The organism is uncultured Flavonifractor sp., from assembly GCF_944383115.1.
GTDB lineage: Bacteria > Bacillota > Clostridia > Oscillospirales > Oscillospiraceae > Flavonifractor.
Genome location: NZ_CALWOJ010000014.1, coordinates 17,179 through 34,230, shown reverse-complemented (window position 1 = coordinate 34,230; position 17,052 = coordinate 17,179). Strand labels below are relative to the sequence as shown.

The window sequence follows — 17,052 nt, the reverse complement described above, 5'->3', positions numbered from 1 at the left end:
TTTTTCCGCTCAAATAGCTCAACCTTCTTTCTCGTCGGCGCAAACTTCACATCCTTCGCGTCCCCGTAAACGGGAACACTCACTCGTGCCGTTGCGCCTCCTCCTCCCCGTCCGACCCGCTTGCGCTGGGCTCGGTCGGGGGTGCGGGCGGGTGTGGGCACCCGCCCCTACAGAGCAATGAAAGATCTGCGCGCGTAGGGGACAATGCCCACATCGTCCCATTTGACCCGTGCAGTCAGCAGTTAAAGAATATCCGCGCCCACGGCCCGCTCCACGGCGCTCTTGACGTTGGCCATGCCGATGCCCAGAGAGCCGTCCTTGCCGGGGATGAGGATGATGGCCGGAGTCAGTTCATCCTTGTACCGGGCCACCTCCGCCGCCATACCGGCGGCGTACTGTTCGGTGAGGTAGATCACCGCGTAATTTTCCTTGGCCAGCTGGTGGAGGGTACGCTTGGCCTCCTCCACGGTCTCGGCGGGAAACACGTCCAGCCCCAGGGCCTTGAAGCCCAGCACGCTGTCCTTGTCCCCCAGCACTGCGATCTTATACTTAGACATAGGCTTCACGCAGCCTTTCCCGGATGGTGTCCCCGTCCAGCCCCGCCATGCGGCCGGACAGAATGGTGCGGATGGCGGTAAACTCGTTCTCTCTGGCGTACAGGTAGCCGATCACCGCCTGCTCCCCGAAGGGGATGCGGCGGGCCTGGGCCAGATAGTTCATCACCGCGTTGTCGCACAGCCGCTCAAAGGCGGTCAGCTCCCCGCTGCCGGGGGCGGTAAGAGCGGCGCCGGCGGCGGCCGCCTCGCTGAGGGGGCCCGCCCGGAACAGGGCGGCCAGATCGCTGCCCTTGCCGGAAGTCAGGGTGTGTACCTCCACGTTGCCGCCGGGGAGGAGTACCTGATTGAGGAAATCGGCGCCTTTGCCCATGCGGGCCGCCCGGACGGCGGAGCGCAGGTTGGTGGAATCAATGAGCAGGCGGACGTACCCCTCCAGGAAGGGGCTGCCCACCGCTTTGGCGGCCTCGCTCATCTCGGCGAAGTAGGCCCGGTCCAGCACGAAGTCGGCCAGCTGGGGATCGCCCCCGCCGCCCAGCAGCTCCCGGGCCTGGACCACGGCCCGCCGGAAGGGGTCGGTGAAGTCCCGCAGGTTGTCCCGCTGGTAGGCCTCCTTGATCTGGGCGGCGGTCCAGCGGCCGCCCTCCATCAGCAGCCGGTCGGCTTCCGCCCCCACGGCGGCGGCCTTGATGAGGGTCTTTGCGTTGTGGTAGTCGTATTTCATCTGGAACACGTCCACCAGCCGCTTGTCGGGCACCGCGCCCTTCAGCTCCTTGTACAGAGCGGCCCGGGCGGCGGAGAGCAGTTCGTCCAGCCCGGCGTGGGTGAGGGCGGTCAGCTCCCCGTAGCCGCACTCGGTGAGGACCTTGGCGGCCTCGTCGTCGGTGCGGGCGTCCAGCATCCGCTCCATCCGCTCCCGGGTAAGGAGACGGTTCTCCATGGCCCGGATACGGGCGGATATGGTCAGATAGTCGGTATCTTTGATCTTAGCCAAATTTATGCCTCCTTACTTGCAAGGAGCGCATCAGTCGAAAAGCACCTTGGCCACCTCGCGGTCCATCTCGCCCCGCTGGAGGCGCACCAGCGTCTCAAAGGTGCAGTTGACCTCCACGTCCCCGTCGCTGAGGATGAGGCCCCCCTTGATGGGCCGTGTCTGCTCGGACATGGTGAGCCGTCCGTCGCCCAGCTTCTCGTTAGCCTGGGTGACCACGGCCTTGCCGTAGCGGGCCCGGTCCTTCTGGGAGAAGATGACCGCCTCCCGGCCGGTGGAGGAGGCCTTCACCGCCAGATCGGCCAGCAGGTTCACATACTCCTTGTCGGGCAGATTCACCAACTGCTCCAGGGCCAGGTCGTAGGCCTTGGAGAGCATCTCCTGCTTGGCGGCCAGCTCCAGCTTGCGGGCGTCCAGCTGGGCCACGCTGGCCAGCCGCTCCACCCGCTCGTCGGCGTTGCGGCGGCCACGGGAGAGGATCTCCTCGCTCTCCCGCTGGGCCTGAGCCTCATACCGGGCCGTGATCTCGTCGGCCTGACGGCGGGCCTCGGCGTTGATGTCGTCGATCTCCCGTCCTGCGTCGGCCGCGATGCGTCCGGTGATTTTTTCAATTCCGTCCATAGTCTACCTCTTGCTTAGAAGCCGAACATGATCATCAGGAAGGAGATGAGCAGGGACAGGATGGCGTAGAACTCCACGATGATACACAGCACCATGCCCTTGGACCAGTCGTTGGGGTTCTTGGCCACGATGTTGATGGAGGCAGCAGCCACGCGGCCCTGAGCGATACCGGAGAGCAGACCGCCGAGAGCCATGGGGATGCAGGCGGCCAGGACGATGAGGCCCTGGGCAATGGTCAGCTCACCCACAGTGCCGCTGAACAGGCCCATCTTCATCAGGGCCAAAAAGCCGATCACCAGGCCGTACAGGCCCTGGGTGCCGGGGATAACCTGCAGGATCATACACTTGGAGAACTGGGAGGGGTCCTCGGCCAGCAGGCCGGCGCTCGCCTCACCGGCCAGGCCGGTGCCCTTGGCGGAACCAACGCAGGCCAGGCCTGCAGCAAGAGCGGCGCCCAGGAAACCAAAGAACGCGCCAGCGTATTGGGTCAGAAATTCACCGAATGTCATGTTACTCTTCCTCCTTAATGTCGACATACTTTGTCGCAATGTTCAGGGGCCGCCAGGGGCGTCCGCCCTCTTCATAGAACTGCTTGAAAAATTCCAGGTATTGCAGACGGGACGTGTGGACGTAGGTGCCGATGACGTTCAGGCCGATGTTGAAGGCGTGGCCGATGATGAAGATGATGAAGAAGATGGGGATGCCGATGGCCGGGGGCATTCCGCCGCCGGGCATGGCGCCCAGGATGTTGAACACCTGGCCGATGACCGAACCGGCCAGCATCATCACCATCAGACGGGAGTAGGAGAGGATGTCTCCGAAGTAGCCCGTCACGCCGTTGTACACCGCACCGATGATGGCGGTCACCTTGCCGAAGCCCTTGGCCGTCCGGCCCTGGCCCAGCAGCATCAGGCAGCCGATGATGAGTACCACCGGATAGCCCGCCACGTTGCCGATACCCGCCGCGAAGAGGCCGATACCCGCGAAGATGACCCACCAGGTACCGATATCCAGCACCGCGTCCACCACCTGGCCCCGGCGGCACAGCATCCAGAACTTCACGATCATGCCCACCACGATCTGCACAAAGCCCACGGCCAGTGCAAAGACCAGCACGGTCATGGGGTCGCCCATGACGTTGAGCAGGGGGCCGGGTACCCCCGTCGCCCCGTCGGGTACCGACAGGAAGGGGATCACCGGCTGGGGCAGCCCCAGCATACTGGTGAACTGATACAGGAAATCGGAGAAGAAGCCGCCGGTAAAGAAGCCGATGACGGCAGAGGCAATGCCGCACATAATCATCAGCCGGATCAGCTGCCCGAAGCCTCCCTTGGGCCGGACCTTCCAGTTGATGAAGGCACAGGCCCCCGCCAGGATCAGGCCGTAGCCCAAATCGGCAAACATGAACCCGAAGAAGAACACATAGAAGGGCATCATCAGCCCGTTGGGGTCCACGCCGTCATAGGCGGGCAGGGAGTACATCTCGGTGATGGTGGTCAGCGGCTCGGTAAAGCGGTTGTTTTTCAGCTTCACCGGCACCACCGGGTAGTCCTCCGGCTCCGGGTCCTGGGTCTCCCAGCAGCAGGTGTACTGCCCCAGCCGCTCCAGCAGCTTGCTCTCGTCGGGGACAGGCACCCAGCCCTCCAGGAAGAAGGCCGCGTCGCTGTCCAGCAGGCGGCAGCGGGCCTCCTCCCGGGCGATCTCCTGATCCGCCCGGTCCAGACACCGCTCCAGCGCGCCTTTTTTGGAGGCGTATTCCCCCACCCGGGCCACGGTGTCCTCCAGCTCTTTGGCGGCGGCAGCCAGCTGGTCGTCCAGCCGCTTGTCGTTCTCCGCCGCCGTCCCCGTCCAGCCCCGCAGGGCGGAGCGGGAAAAGCCGTATTCCTTCAGCACCGCCTGGCAGTCCTCCTCCACGCTGCGGTGGCAGAGGAACACCAGATACTTCAGTTCGTTATCCGCGCCCGCCCGCATCAGTTCATACAGGTCGGTGACGGCCCCCAGGGCCCCCTCAAAGGCATCCAGATCGGTGGCGGCGGCCACGGCGCCGAATTGTACCGCCACCTCCGCCGTGGAGGAAGTTTCCAGGGGAATGTCCAGCGCCAGCCAGGGGGCCAGCGCCAGCTTCTGTGTGCGCAGTTTGTTCTGCTCGGCGTACAGGGCGGAGATCCTCCGCTCCAGGGCCACCAGCTGCCCGGCGTCCGCCAGGCCGGTCCGGTAGGCCTCGTCGTCGAAGAGTTCTCCCTCTGTGATCACCGGTCTGGGGGTGAGAAGCCCGCCCTTCTGTTTGGGGCCGTATTTCTTCAGGGCCTTCAGGGCGTTCTCCACGCTGGAACGGGCGTCTTTGGCCTCGTTCAGCGCCCCGGTGTCCGGCCGCGTGAGACGGGCCCAGTGGGGATCGTCGGAGCGATCTCCCGGCTCGTCAATCTGGACGCAGCCCAAATGCTGAAGCTGCCGCAGCATGGCTTCCCGCTCGGCACGCATGCCGATCAGCCGCAGCCGCTTCATTTTCACAATGGACATCAGCTCTTCACTACCCTTCTCACGATGCTCTCGGCAGCCTGGGCCAGGCGACTCTCCGCCTTGGCGCGCAGCGCGTCGCAGGCCGTCTGCGTCTGGGCGTTGACCTCAGCGGCGTGCTTGGCCGCCGTTTCCTCCGCCTCCCGCATGAAGGCGCGGGCCTGAGCCTCCGCCTGGGCGCGGGCCTCCGCCAGCCGGGCCTTGCCCGCCCGTTCGGCCTCCGCCACCGTGCGCTTGGCCTCCGCCAGGGCTTCCGCCTTGCGCTGCTTGTTGGTCTGCTCGGCCTCGGTCACCTGCTTGATCGCTTCCAGAGACATACTCTCACCGCCTTTCTTCTGCCCTTGTCTCTATGGACAAGTTTCCCGATGTTACCTGAATCATACTTCAATCCCCCGCTAATTGCAAGTTTAAAATTATCAGTTTAGTTTTTTATCTGCATTTTTTTGAGGCTAAAATATTCTTATTTTTTCGCTTATCTTTGCTATATGCTGTTAATCTTTGATTTTTTTGCATTATTTTCTCATCTGCCTCCGCTCGTTAATTTATTAACAAAAAATTTTGTTGATTTTTACTATGCCCTCTTTGCCCGCAAAAAAACACGCCGCAGATTTCTGCGGCGTGTTTTGGCGTCTGTGGGTTCAGTCGTCGCTGAGGTAGTAGGGCTTCATCAGGCTGGGCTGCTCGGTGGAGTCCTTCTGGCCGTTGGAGCGCAGGACGATCTCCGGCGGACGGCCGGCGCGGCCTCTGCCGCCGTGCTTCTTCCGCCCGCTCTTGGGGGCGGGGGGCTGAGGGGGCTGCTGCTTCTGGGCCTTGGGCTGTTTCTGGGCGGCCTTCGCCTGACTGGTCTGCTGCTTGGGCCGCTTTTCCTTCCGGTTCTCCGTCTTCTCGGGCCGGGGCGCAGGCTTCCGGGGGGCCAGCAGCCGGGCGGTGGCGTCCATGATGATGTCGCTGGCCAGGGGGTCGGGACGGCGGAAGTCGGCGAAAGCCGGCTCAGGCGCGGAGGGCCGGGCGGGGGAGGTGGCCGTCAGGGCCTCCTCCAGGGTGGCGCTGTTGCGCACCCCCCGCCTGGACTTCTTCTTTTGTTCCGGCTGGGCGGGGACGGGCTGCTCCACCTTCCGGGCGGCCTGGGCCTTCTTCTCCGCAGCGGCGGCCTTGTTGGCCGCATCCCGCTGGCGGCGCTTCTCCTTGGCGGCGGCCCGGGCCTCGGCGTCCTCCGGATTGACCACCCGGCCCTTCTTGTCCTTTGGCAGCGGTTCAAAGACCTCCATAGGCCAGGGGTGGTCTTCCACCACCGGGATGGCTTTGCCCAGCAGCTTCTGGATAGCCTTCAGTTCCTCCTTCTCGTTGACGTCACAGAAGGAGATGGCGGTGCCGCCCCGGCCCGCCCGGCCGGTACGGCCGATGCGGTGGACGTAGGTCTCGGGCACGTCGGGCAGGTTGTAGTTAAAGACGTGGCTCAGCTCGTCGATGTCCAGCCCTCGGGCGGCGATGTCGGTGGCCACCAGGGCGGTGACCTTGCCGCTCTTGAAGTCGGCCAGGGCCTGCTGCCGGGCGGTCTGGCTCTTGTTGCCGTGGATGGCGGCGGCGGCGATGCCCGCCTTCACCAGGTCCCCGGCCACCTTGTTGGCCCCGTGCTTGGTGCGGGTGAATACCAGGGCGTTCTTCACGTCGGGCTCCAGAATCAGGCCGGCCAACAGCTTGGTCTTGTTGCCCCGGTCCACATAGTAGAGCTTCTGGTCGATGACCTCCACCGGGGAGGACACCGGGTTCACCGCCACCTTCACCGGGTTTACCAGCAGGGAGTCCACCAGTCCCTGGACCTCGGGGGGCATGGTGGCCGAGAAGAAGAGGGTCTGCTTCTTTTGGGGCAGCCACTTGAGGATCTTGCGCACATCGTGGATAAAGCCCATGTCCAGCATCCGGTCGGCCTCGTCCAGCACAAAGATCTCCAGGTTTTCCACATGGATAAAGCCCTGGCCGTGGAGGTCCTCCAGCCGGCCTGGGGTGGCCACCAGAATGTCCACCCCCTTTTTCAGCTGCTCCACCTGGGGGTTCTGACCCACGCCGCCGAAGATGACGGCGGAACGCAGGGGCAGGCGGCTGCCGTAGGCGGCAAAACTCTCCTGGATCTGGAGAGCCAGCTCCCGGGTGGGGGTGAGAATGAGGGCCCGGATGGGCCGGCCCTTGGCCTGCCGTGCGGACAGGCGCTGGAGAATGGGGGCGGCAAAAGCGCAGGTCTTGCCGGTGCCGGTCTGGGCGCAGCCCAGTACGTCCCGCCCGGCCAGGGCGGGGGGAATGGCCTTTTCCTGAATGGGGGAGGGGCGCTCATACCCCTGTTCGGCCAGCGCCTTCAGGATGGGCTTGCTCAGGCCGAGTTCCTGGAATGTCATGCGGTTCGTTCCTTTCACAAATTTGGCCCCCTCCGCGCCGGGGGGCGTAAACGACAAAAAACCTTCTGCCGCGCGGCGGCAGGAAAAACACGACGAAGCCCGCCGGCCAGCCGGCGGGCAATTCGCTCGTGTGGATTCCCTATTGGTTATTTAGTATAGCACATTTTTTAAAAAATACAAGGGGCGGGCCTCAGCCCAGCCGCGCCAGCACCGCCGCTACCGTCTGCTCCAGGGCGTTGCCCCCGGCCACCTCCACCGTCAGGTCGGCGTACTTGCGGTACAGCGGTTCCCGGGCGGCGTACACGTCGGCCAGGGTCTGGCCGGGCGCCATCGCAATGCCCCGGGTGGTGATGTTGCGGATGCGCCGCTCCAGCTCCTCCAGCGGCACATGGAGATACACCACCAGCCCCAGCTCCTTCAGCCGGCGGGCGCCTCCCTCCCGGCAAACTGCGCTGCCGCCGGGGGCAATGACGGTGCGGGTACAGTCCAGATCCCGGATGACGGCCTCCTCCACATCCAGAAAGCCCTCCACGCCCCGCTGCTCCAAAATCTTTTGCAAAAGAGCGCCCTCCCGCTGCTGAATCAGCAGGTCGGCGTCCAAAAAACGGTAGCCCAGGCTCTTGGCCAGCAGCACCCCCACGGTACTCTTCCCAGAACCGGGCATCCCGATCAGGGTGATGTTGTTCCGTTCCACAGCGGGACCATCCTCTCCAATTCCATGATTTGACGGGGCTTTCAGACCCCGGCCTCCGGCGGGCGCAGCAGGCCTGTTCCGAAGGGCGTAAAAAAGTCTTGCAAAACTAGAACATATGTTGTATACTTGACTCGAACGAAAGTTCTATACATGGCCGGGGAACTTTTTCCCCCGCTGTCCCGTCATAAGTGTGCAGGGCGGTTATAAAGTCCGTTTTATGGGACAGCACCACCCCTATACTGGGATCAGACGCCGGAACAACAGGAGGGAAACGGTATGGAAACCATTTTTGTCAATCTGGATGCGCGACGGATCACAGTATGCGGGAACGAGGCGGGCCGCAAGGCCTGCGTGGGGCAGGAGGCGGTATGCTATACCGTGCTGCCCCGGCGGAAGTCCGCCCGCCCGGAGGGAAAGGTGCTGGATTTTGAGGCCTGCCGCCGGGCGCTGGGAGGGGAGCCGCTCCCCGAGCAGGAGCTTCCCCCTGTGGAGGAGGCTCCGGAACCCCGCCGCCGGAAGGATCTGCTTCTGGCCGCCGATCTCATCGCCTCGGCGGGTGTGCTGGCGGCGGTGATCGCCGTAGCGGCCCGGTTTTTCCTGGGGTGAGACGGACGGCGCCCCTCCGGCATTACTGGCCGGGCTTGGATTTCCGCCCGATCAATACAGAGACAACCAGCAGCGCCAGCACCAGCCAAAACACAAAGCTCAGCCCAAATGTATAGGTTCCGTGGGGATTGACAAACCCCTGCTGTACCAGGAACAGAAAGGAATGGCAGCCAGATGATGATTGTCTCCACTGTCCGACACCAGCGGGAAAAATACGGCCAAAATCAGTGCAAGCAGCTGTAAACCATAGAACAAATAATCGCAAAAGGTCAGTCGAAAGCGGGTTGCGAGTTGTTGGCCAGCGGCTTGAGGTGGCTGTTCAGAAATATTTGGGCGATTTTGCGCAGCCACACTGCCAGCGGCCACAGGAGCGCCGCAAAAGGAGCAGAATGCGCTTTTCTCCGGGATCTGTTTCCCGCATTTGGAGCAAAACACATAGGCCCCCCCTTTCTAAAGGTTTTGATACAACATATTTTACCAAAACTTTTGCGATGGTTCAATGTAAACTTAAAAAAGAAAGAGACAGGACGTACGTCCTGTCTCTTTCTTTCTGGAGCAGGTGACGAGGCTCGAACTCGCTTCCGTACCCACAAAAGCTATGCTTTTGCGGGGCCCCCGACCTCTTTGATTAAAAAAACGCGGTCACACCGCGTTTTGGGTGGAGGTAGCGAGTTCCTGCCCAAGATACAAATTCCAAAATAAAACGGCACCCCAGTTGGGGTGCCGTTTTATTTTGGAGCAGGTGACGAGGCTCGAACTCGCTACCTCCACCTTGGCAAGGTGGCGCTCTACCAGATGAGCTACACCTGCAAGCGACGGATGTTATTATAGCAGCCCATCCCGCCGCTGTCAAGAGAAATCTCTTCTTTTTTTCGTCTTTTTGGATCACTCCGCCTGGCCCGGCCAGGTATAGCCCCATTCGGTCATCTGGGCGGTGGTCCAGGTCTGGCCGGTGCTGCGGCTCAGATCCACCCATACCATCTCTCCATTTTGATCCAACTGGTTGAAGAAGTGGGGCTGTCCCCCCAGCGTGCCCTCCACAATATGTCCCTCCAGCGCCAGGCCGTCACACAGCAGCTGGAAGGCCAGGGCCAGCCCCTCGTCGTCGGCGCCCTCACCCAGCAGAGCATCCCAGGCGGTGGGGCCGCCGCCCTCCAGGTCCACCTGCACCGTTCCCGGCAGCATGGCCATCAGCAGGGCCAGCCGCCGGCCTTCGGCCTGGTGCTGGAGAGGAGAGAGAAGGGCGTCCGCCCGCTCCTGAAGCTGTTCGCTCTTCTGCCGCAGCGCCGCCGACTCTTCCGAATAACGCAGCAGGATCTCCACGATCCGCTGGCTGCCGGTCTCGGGATAGAGGGTCACCGAACACTCCGGCATCCCCAGGGCGGCGGCCGGCGTATCGTAATAGGCCTGACGCACCAGTTCCTTTACCGTATCGGCGTCGCCGGTGAAGGCGCCTACCCGCAGGGCCAGCTCCGGCTGAAAGTCCGCCAGAGCGTTGGCTGCCTCCTCCCGGATGGCGCTGGTACCGGTGATATTCACCAGGCTGCCGATCTGCTCGGGAGAGCGGCGGTAGGAGATGGTGATGGTGGCCTCGTAGGTGGTGATGATAGTGGTATAGTCGTTTTTGATAAAGTCTACCGCGTAGGCGCCCAGCGGGTCCTCCTGAGCCACCTCCAGGCAGGCCCGGTTCAGGTCCTCCTCCACGTCGCCGTTATAGTCGGTGAGCTGGATAATCCCCTCTTCCATGCCCTGAGACACAAAGAACAGCACCCCGTTCACCAGTTCGGAATAGGTACTGGCCTTCACCGTAGAGGCATCCTCTCCCAACACCGGATGCTCCGCGTGGGGCTCCACCACCGTGTAGACGGACCCAGACAGAGAACAGCCCGACAGCAGCAGGGCCAGACTCAGCGTCCATGCCCATACCCTCCGTTTCACCGCCGCGCCTCCTTTCTCAGGTCAATAGCCCAGATCCTCGTCGATCAGTACCACCTCGGCCCGGCCCACTCCGGTGGGCTTTTCCCAAAGCACCGTCAAGGCCCGGCAGATCCGCTCAGGACTGCTGCAATCATAGCACTTGTCCCCCTTTGCCGCGCAGGGGGTGGCTTTCTTCAGACGCTGGGCGTTCTTGGGGGAGGCGATGTTGCGGGCCCGCCACAGGGCGGCGTCGTAGTCGGGGGAGAGCTTGTTGCGGCCTACGATAAAGTAGACCTCCTCATGGCCGAAGATGGTGGAGGCCACCCGGTTGCCGGTACCGTCAATATTGACGATCTCCCCGGTCTCCGCCAGGCCGTTCACCGAGGTCAGGTAGACCGGCGCGGCGGCAGCCTCAGCAAAGCTGTGGCCGTTCCAGTGGCTGTACACCGTGGCGCAGGCGCTGAGCTTCTCGGACAGGCCCATCTCCTGCAGGGTGACGGAGCCGCCGTGACCTACCGTTTTCCCCGCCAGCTTGCCGGTCAGGTATTGGGCCGCCTCCGCCGCCGTGGCAAAGCAGGTCACATCAAAACCCTGCCGCTCCAGATTGGCTTTTACTTTGGTGAAATCCGTCATGGAAACCCTTCCTTTCTCTATGGCCCGCCGGGGCTTAGATGTCGTCTTTGCTGTAGGTGCGGAAGCCCTCCCCCAGCACGTCGTGGGCGTCGCACACGATGAGGAAGGCGTGGGGATCAATCTCGTTGACTTTCTCCTTTAAAGGCACGATCTCCTTCTGCTTGAAGGCCACCATCAGCACCTTTTTCTGGTCCCCGGAGTAGGCCCCCTCTCCGTGGAGGATGGTGGCCCCCCGGTCCATGGCGATCACCGCGTCGGTGATCGCCTTGCAGGAGTCACTGATGATATAGGCCACCTTGGAGCTGTCCAGGCCGTAGAGTACCATATCCATCACCTTGGAGGTGATGAACAGGGACACCAGGCCGTACAGGGCGCTCTCCACCCTGCCAAAGGCGATGGCGGCCAGCACGATGACGATAAAGTCGGGGATAAGGACCAGGGTGCCCATGGGCAGCCAGGCAAATTTCAGCTTGAGCAGCCGGGCGATGAGGTCGGTACCGCCGGTGGTGGCTCCCTTGGAGAATACCAGGCCGATGCCCGCCCCCAGCAGGGCCCCGCCGAAGATGGCGGCCAGCATGGTATCCATGGGCGGGAACTGGTAGATCATGTCCAGCACGTCGATGGCAAAGGAGCTGAAGGTCATGGCATACAGGGAGGATACCAGCAGGTGCCCGCCAATGAACTTCCACCCCAAAAAGAAGAGGGGCACGTTCATCACAAACACCGTGGTACCCACCGGCAGAACGGGGATCAGGGCGTTGAGTACCTGGCCCAGGCCGGTAAGGCCCCCCATGGCCACCAGGTTGGGGGCGTAGAAAATGTTGTACGCCAGGGCGTAGAGCAGGGAGCCCAGGGTAATGACGGCGTAGCTTTTCACATAGTAGCTGAGCGTGTGTTTCAACAGGGATTCCTCATTTCTCCCGCCGGTTTACAGCAGGCTGATCTGTTCCTCCCCCCGGTCCTCCTCCTTGAGCAGGGCCCCCGCCGCCGGCAGGGACCTGGCCCGGTAGCGGGCGGGGTTGACCACGGTGGTGTCCGCCAGAGGCGCGGCCTTCTCCACCTTCCACCGGGGCTTGAGGTTCATCACGTTGACCCCCTGGGTGGAGCGGGTGGTCTTGGGGGAGAGGGCGGCGGTGTGGAACACCAGGCACCGGCCCTCGGTGGAGGTGACTGCCACCTCCAGGTCCTCCTTGATATGGAGGGCGGCGGCCAGGGGGGACTTGTCGGAGTAGGCCCCCGTCAGTTTCCGCCGCTTGGTCTGGGTCTGGTAGGCGGCCAGCTCCACCCGGGCCACCTTGCCGTTTTCAAAGAAGAAGAGCAGGTGACCGGAGTAGTCGCTGGTCAGGCAGGCCCACACAAAGCCCTCGCCGGGGTCCATGCCCAGCTTGGTGGGCAGAAAATCGCCAAGCACGCTGGCCTTGGCGTCGTCAAACTCGCTGAGGCTGGCCTTGTAGCACTGCTGCTGGTCGGTGAACACCAACAGCATATCCCGGTTGCTCCCCTCCCAGTACAGCCAGGGGCCGTCCCCCTCCTTGTACTTCTGCTCGCTGCTCATGCGCAGGGACTGGGGGGTGATCTTCTTGAAGTAGCCCTCTTTGGAGCAGAAGACGTGGACGGCGTAGTCGGGGGTCTCGTCCTCCTCCGCCTCGGCGCCGGCGGCCTGATAGTCGTAAACGATCTCGGTGCGCCGGGGAGTGGCGTACTTCTTCTTCACCGCCGCCAGCTCGGTGGCAATGATCTTCTTGATGCGGCCGGGGTTATTGACGATGTCCTGGAGGTCGGCGATCTCCTCCTCCAGCCCGGCCACCTCCTCAATGCGCTTGAGGATATACTCCTTGTTGATGTTGCGCAGCTTGATGTCGGCCACATATTCCGCCTGGATATTGTCGATGCCGAAGCCGATCATCAGGTTGGGCACCACCTCGGCGTCCTCCTCGGTCTCCCGGATGATCTTGATGGCCCGGTCGATGTCCAGCAGGATCTTTTTCAGGCCCTTGAGCAGGTGGAGCTTCTCCTGCTTCTTCTTCATCACGAAATAGGTCCGCCGGCGCACGCCGTCCATCCGCCAGGCGGTCCACTCCTCCAGGATCTCTCCCACGCTCATGACCCGGGGCATCCCGGCAATGAGGATATTGAAGTTGCAGGAGCAGGCGTCCTGGAGGGTGGTGGACTTGAACAGCTTGGCCATCAGCTTGTCCGGGTCGGTACCCCGCTTCAGGTCGATGGTGATTTTCAGGCCGTTCAGGTCGGTCTCGTCCCGCATGTCGGCGATCTCGCGGATCTTGCCCGCCTTGATCAGCTCGGCCACCTTGTCCATGATGGCCTCCACTGTGGTGGTGTAGGGGATCTCGTACACTTCAATGAGGTTCTCGCTTTTGAGGTAGCGCCACCTGGCCCGCACCTGGAAGGAGCCCCGGCCGGTATCGTAGATCTGCCGCAGGGCGGCCTCGTCGTACAAAAGCTCGCCGCCGGTGGGGAAGTCGGGGGCCTTCAGGTACTCCATCAGGTTGACCTTGGGATCTTTCAGGAAGGCCGCCGCCGCGTCACACACCTCGGCCAGGTTGAAGCCGCACAGGTTGGAGGCCATGCCCACGGCGATGCCCTGGTTGGCGCTCACCAGTACGTTGGGGAAGGTGGTGGGCAGCAGGGTGGGTTCCTGCATGGACCCGTCGTAGTTGTCCACAAAGTCCACCGTGTCCTGGTCGATATCCCGGAACAGCTCGGCGCAGATGGGGTCTAAGCGCACCTCGGTGTAACGGCTGGCCGCCCAGGCCATGTCACGGGAGTACACCTTGCCGAAGTTGCCCTTGGAGTCCACCAGGGGGTGGAGCAGGGCGCCGTAGCCCCGGGAGAGGCGCACCATGGTGTCGTAGATGGCGGCGTCGCCGTGGGGATTCAGCTTCATGGTCTGGCCCACCACGTTGGCGCTCTTGGTGCGGGCGCCCCCCAGCAGGTGCATCTGGTACATGGTGTACAGCAGCTTCCGGTGGGAGGGCTTGAACCCGTCAATCTCCGGAATGGCCCGGGAGACGATGACGCTCATGGCGTAGGGCATATAGTTGAGCTCCAGGGTCTCGGTGATGGGCTGCTCCAGCACCTCGGGCCGCAGGCCCATGACGTTGGGGTTGTTGACCTTTTTCGCCCCCTCCTGGGGGTCCTTTTTCTTAGCCATGTTCTTTCATCCTCTTACGAAATATCCGCCAGCTCCAGATATTTATACCCGTTCTCGGCGATGTGGTCCTTCCGGCCCTGGAGGTTGTCGCCCAACAGCAGGTCAAAGACCTGGGCGGTGCGCGCCACATCCTCGGGCATGACCTTGATGAGCCGCCGGGTCTCCGGGTTCATGGTGGTGAGCCACATCATGTCGGGCTCGTTCTCGCCCAGACCTTTGGAGCGGTTGATGGAACACTTCTTGCCCGCCAGCTCGCCGTTTACGATGTCGTTCTTCTCGGCGTCGGAGTAGGCGAACCAGGTCTTTTCCTTGTAGTTGATCTCGTACAGGGGGGACTCGGCGATATACACATAGCCCCGCTGGATGAGGGTGGGAGTGAGGCGGTAGAGCATGGTCAAAATCAGGGTGCGGATCTGGAAGCCGTCCACGTCGGCATCGGTACAGATGACGATCTTATTCCACCGCAGGTTCATCAGGTCAAACTCCGCCAGGTCCTTGGCGTGCTTGTCGTGGACCTCCACCCCGCAGCCCAGCACCTTCAGAAGGTCGGTGATGATCTCGCTTTTGAAGATCTTGGCGTAGTCGGCCTTGAGGCAGTTCAAAATCTTGCCCCGGACGGGCATGATGCCCTGGAACTCCGCGTCCCGGCTCAGCTTGACGCTGCCCAGAGCGGAGTCGCCCTCCACGATATACAGCTCCCGGCGGGTGGTGTCCTTTGTACGGCAGTCCACAAACTTCTGCACCCGGTTGGAGATGTCCACATTGCCGGACAGCTTCTTCTTGATGTTCAGCCGGGTGCGCTCGGCGTTCTCACGGGAGCGTTTGTTGATCAACACCTGCTCGCCGATCTTGGCGGCGTCGAAGGGGTTTTCGATGAAGTAGACCTCCAGCTGGGACCGCAAAAACTCGGTCATGGCCTCCTGAACAAACTTGTTGGTGATGGCCTTCTTGGTCTGGTTCTCGTAGGAGGTCTGGGTGGAGAAGTTGTTGCTCACCAGCACCAGGCAGTCCTCCACGTCGGCCCAGGTGATCTTGCTCTCGCTCTTCTGATACTTGCCCTGGGCCTTGAGCCAGGCGTCGATGCCCCCCACGAAGGCGGACTTCACCGCCTTCTCCGGGGAGCCGCCATGCTCCAGCCAGGAGGAGTTGTGGTAGTGTTCAATGATCTGCACCGTGTTGGAGAAGCAGAAGGACACGGAGAGCTTCACCTTGTACTCGTCCTTGTCCGCCCGGTCACGGCCCCGCCGCTCGGTCTGCCAGAACACCGGCTGGGTCAGGGGGTTGTCCCCCGCCAGCTCCTTCACATAGTCCTGAATGCCGTTTTCGTACTTGAAGTCGGTGGTCTCGAACTTGCCCCCCACCTGGTTGCGGAAGCGGAAGGTGACCCCGGCGTTGACCACCGCCTGCCGCTTCAGCACGTCCAGGTAGTACTCCACCGGAATGTCGATGTCGGTGAACACGTCCAGGTCGGGCAGCCAGCGGAATTTGGAGCCGGTCTTTTTGCCGGAGTAGGGCTCCTTTTTCAGGCCGCCCACGTTCTCGCCCTTCTCAAAGTGGAGGGTGTACTCAAAGCCGTCCCGGTGGATCACCGCGTCAAAGTAGCGGCTGGCGTACTGGGTGGCGCAGGAGCCCAGGCCGTTGAGGCCCAGGGAGTACTCGTAGTTGTCGCCGGAGTTGTTGTTGTACTTGCCGCCGGCGTACAGCTCACAGAACACCAGCTCCCAGTTGTACTTCTGCTCGGCCTCGTTCCAGTCCACCGGGCAACCCCGGCCGAAGTCCTCCACCTCGATGGACTTGTCCTCGTACCGGGTAAGTGTGATGAGATCGCCGTGGCCCTCTCTGGCCTCGTCGATGGCGTTGGACAGGATCTCAAACACCGCGTGTTCGCAGCCCTCCAGCCCATCGGAGCCGAAGATGACCGCCGGGCGCTTGCGGACCCGGTCGGCCCCCTTCAGGGACGAAATGGAGTCGTTGCCGTAACTTTTGGGGGAAGAACTTCTTGCCATTGGCCTCTCCTCATATCCTCAAAGATGCCGGCCCTGGAGCCGGCGCTGTTTGATACGCATACAGTATTATATTACCCCAAATCCAGCCAAAGTGTCAAGAAAGGCCGGGCCGCGTGAACCGCGGCCCGGCCCTGTTTTCATGCGGCCAGATCCTCCAGTTCCGCAAGCGCCTCCCCCTGGGAGTCGGCGGAAAACCGGAAGGCCCCGGCAGCGTCGTACACCTCAATGTGTCCGTTTACATAGCGAAGTTCAAATTCCATAGGTCAGCGCTCCTTTCCTGTGTTGTCATACACAGGATACCGGATCAACTGTCCTATAAAACGGACTATTCTTTTAAATCAACCAGAAATTGTTCCCAGGCCTCCGGGTTTCGGACAAAATACCGGGGGCACTCCTTGCCGGTGACGTCGTAGTGGCGGATCACCTGGTCGGTATCCAGGTGGTACTCGTCCATGAGCCAGCGGACCAGCTTGATGAGGGAGTCATAGGTGGCCTGGGTAAAGGCCCCGGTGTCGTCGGGGTGGCAGCACTCGATGGAGATGGTATCCACGTTCCGGGGGCCGGTGCAGTAGGCAATCTCGTCCAGGGGGACGTTGCAGAGGATCTCCCCGTCCAGGCCGATGAGGAAGTGGCTGGAGGCGTAAGTCTCCCCGGTGGTGGCCAGGTTTTTGAAGTAGCTGTTGTTCTGGGCCGCTGTGGTACCCGGATTGCCCACATAGTGGACCACCACGCCGTTGACCTCCTCCAAAGGCTCGCCGGGCCGGGAGTAGGGATTGACGGGGAGCAGCTTTTCGGTGACCCAGTCGGGCAGGTTGCCCGAGGGCTGGGGGCCTGAGAAGGCCAGCCGCCAGATCAGGAAGGCTGCTCCCATCAGCACCAGAACGACAAGGGCGGGCAGCAGAGGGGAACGGCGGCGTTTTTTGACGCGGGTGGGCATGGGCTTGTCCCTCC

At 62.4% G+C, this 17,052-nt stretch carries 17 protein-coding genes and 1 tRNA gene; 1 reads left to right on the top strand and 17 read right to left on the bottom strand.

The window, feature by feature from the left end; translation table 11 throughout:
• Positions 1–242: 242 nt before the first annotated feature.
• The 8 genes from Q0K43_RS03160 to Q0K43_RS03125 all read right to left on the bottom strand — a co-directional run bounded on the left by Q0K43_RS03160 (position 243) and on the right by Q0K43_RS03125 (position 7,737).
• A complete protein-coding gene (locus Q0K43_RS03160; RefSeq protein ID WP_297289119.1) occupies positions 243–557 on the bottom strand; it encodes a V-type ATP synthase subunit F in 315 nt (104 codons plus the stop codon).
• The gene (locus Q0K43_RS03155) at positions 550–1,548 is read right to left on the bottom strand and encodes a V-type ATPase subunit (protein WP_297289118.1); all 999 of its coding nucleotides are present in this window, start codon (positions 1,546–1,548) and stop codon (positions 550–552) included. The genes Q0K43_RS03160 and Q0K43_RS03155 overlap by 8 nt, the downstream gene beginning before the upstream one ends.
• 30 nt (positions 1,549–1,578) lie before the next feature.
• Positions 1,579–2,166, bottom strand: a complete 588-nt coding sequence (locus Q0K43_RS03150; protein WP_297289117.1) for a V-type ATP synthase subunit E — start codon at positions 2,164–2,166, stop codon at positions 1,579–1,581.
• 14 nt (positions 2,167–2,180) lie between these two features.
• Entirely contained in the window at positions 2,181–2,675 is a 495-nt protein-coding gene (locus Q0K43_RS03145; protein WP_297289116.1) for a V-type ATP synthase subunit K, read from the bottom strand.
• Between the two features lies 1 nt (position 2,676).
• Positions 2,677–4,686 carry a V-type ATP synthase subunit I gene (locus Q0K43_RS03140; RefSeq protein ID WP_297289115.1) on the bottom strand — a complete coding sequence of 670 codons (2,010 nt, stop codon included), beginning with the start codon at positions 4,684–4,686 and terminating at the stop codon, positions 2,677–2,679.
• A complete protein-coding gene (locus tag Q0K43_RS03135; RefSeq protein ID WP_297289114.1) occupies positions 4,686–5,000 on the bottom strand; it encodes a hypothetical protein in 315 nt (104 codons plus the stop codon). The genes Q0K43_RS03140 and Q0K43_RS03135 overlap by 1 nt, the downstream gene beginning before the upstream one ends.
• Positions 5,001–5,321: 321 nt before the next feature.
• Positions 5,322–7,073: a DEAD/DEAH box helicase gene (locus Q0K43_RS03130; RefSeq protein ID WP_297289121.1), complete on the bottom strand. Its 1,752-nt coding sequence runs from the start codon at positions 7,071–7,073 to the stop codon at positions 5,322–5,324.
• A 190-nt stretch (positions 7,074–7,263) separates the two neighbouring features.
• Positions 7,264–7,737 carry a shikimate kinase gene (locus Q0K43_RS03125; protein ID WP_297289120.1) on the bottom strand — a complete coding sequence of 158 codons (474 nt, stop codon included), beginning with the start codon at positions 7,735–7,737 and terminating at the stop codon, positions 7,264–7,266.
• A gap of 306 nt (positions 7,738–8,043) precedes the next feature.
• Between Q0K43_RS03125 and Q0K43_RS03120 the strand changes: the two genes are divergently transcribed.
• Complete coding sequence (locus Q0K43_RS03120; protein ID WP_297289113.1) at positions 8,044–8,373, top strand: hypothetical protein; 330 nt, start codon at positions 8,044–8,046, stop codon at positions 8,371–8,373.
• Between the two features lie 99 nt (positions 8,374–8,472).
• Here Q0K43_RS03120 and Q0K43_RS11690 read toward each other — a convergent pair whose 3' ends face one another.
• The 9 genes from Q0K43_RS11690 to Q0K43_RS03080 all read right to left on the bottom strand — a co-directional run bounded on the left by Q0K43_RS11690 (position 8,473) and on the right by Q0K43_RS03080 (position 17,038).
• Entirely contained in the window at positions 8,473–8,808 is a 336-nt protein-coding gene (locus tag Q0K43_RS11690) for a zinc ribbon domain-containing protein (protein ID WP_366086124.1), read from the bottom strand.
• Between the two features lie 299 nt (positions 8,809–9,107).
• A tRNA-Gly gene (locus tag Q0K43_RS03115) sits at positions 9,108–9,183 on the bottom strand.
• Between the two features lie 75 nt (positions 9,184–9,258).
• The gene (locus Q0K43_RS03110) at positions 9,259–10,311 is read right to left on the bottom strand and encodes a hypothetical protein (protein WP_297289112.1); all 1,053 of its coding nucleotides are present in this window, start codon (positions 10,309–10,311) and stop codon (positions 9,259–9,261) included.
• A gap of 21 nt (positions 10,312–10,332) precedes the next feature.
• The gene (locus Q0K43_RS03105) at positions 10,333–10,923 is read right to left on the bottom strand and encodes a lactate utilization protein (RefSeq protein ID WP_297289111.1); all 591 of its coding nucleotides are present in this window, start codon (positions 10,921–10,923) and stop codon (positions 10,333–10,335) included.
• Between the two features lie 34 nt (positions 10,924–10,957).
• The gene (locus tag Q0K43_RS03100; protein ID WP_297289110.1) at positions 10,958–11,824 is read right to left on the bottom strand and encodes a YitT family protein; all 867 of its coding nucleotides are present in this window, start codon (positions 11,822–11,824) and stop codon (positions 10,958–10,960) included.
• A 27-nt stretch (positions 11,825–11,851) separates the two neighbouring features.
• Positions 11,852–14,095, bottom strand: coding sequence for a DNA gyrase/topoisomerase IV subunit A (locus tag Q0K43_RS03095; protein ID WP_297289109.1), 2,244 nt, complete (start codon positions 14,093–14,095; stop codon positions 11,852–11,854).
• A gap of 14 nt (positions 14,096–14,109) precedes the next feature.
• Complete coding sequence (locus Q0K43_RS03090; protein ID WP_297289108.1) at positions 14,110–16,101, bottom strand: DNA gyrase/topoisomerase IV subunit B; 1,992 nt, start codon at positions 16,099–16,101, stop codon at positions 14,110–14,112.
• Between the two features lie 137 nt (positions 16,102–16,238).
• On the bottom strand, positions 16,239–16,361 hold the full coding sequence (locus Q0K43_RS03085; RefSeq protein WP_297289107.1) for a hypothetical protein: 123 nt from the start codon (positions 16,359–16,361) through the stop codon (positions 16,239–16,241).
• Between the two features lie 65 nt (positions 16,362–16,426).
• Complete coding sequence (locus tag Q0K43_RS03080) at positions 16,427–17,038, bottom strand: peptidoglycan recognition protein family protein (RefSeq protein ID WP_297289106.1); 612 nt, start codon at positions 17,036–17,038, stop codon at positions 16,427–16,429.
• Positions 17,039–17,052: the final 14 nt, after the last annotated feature.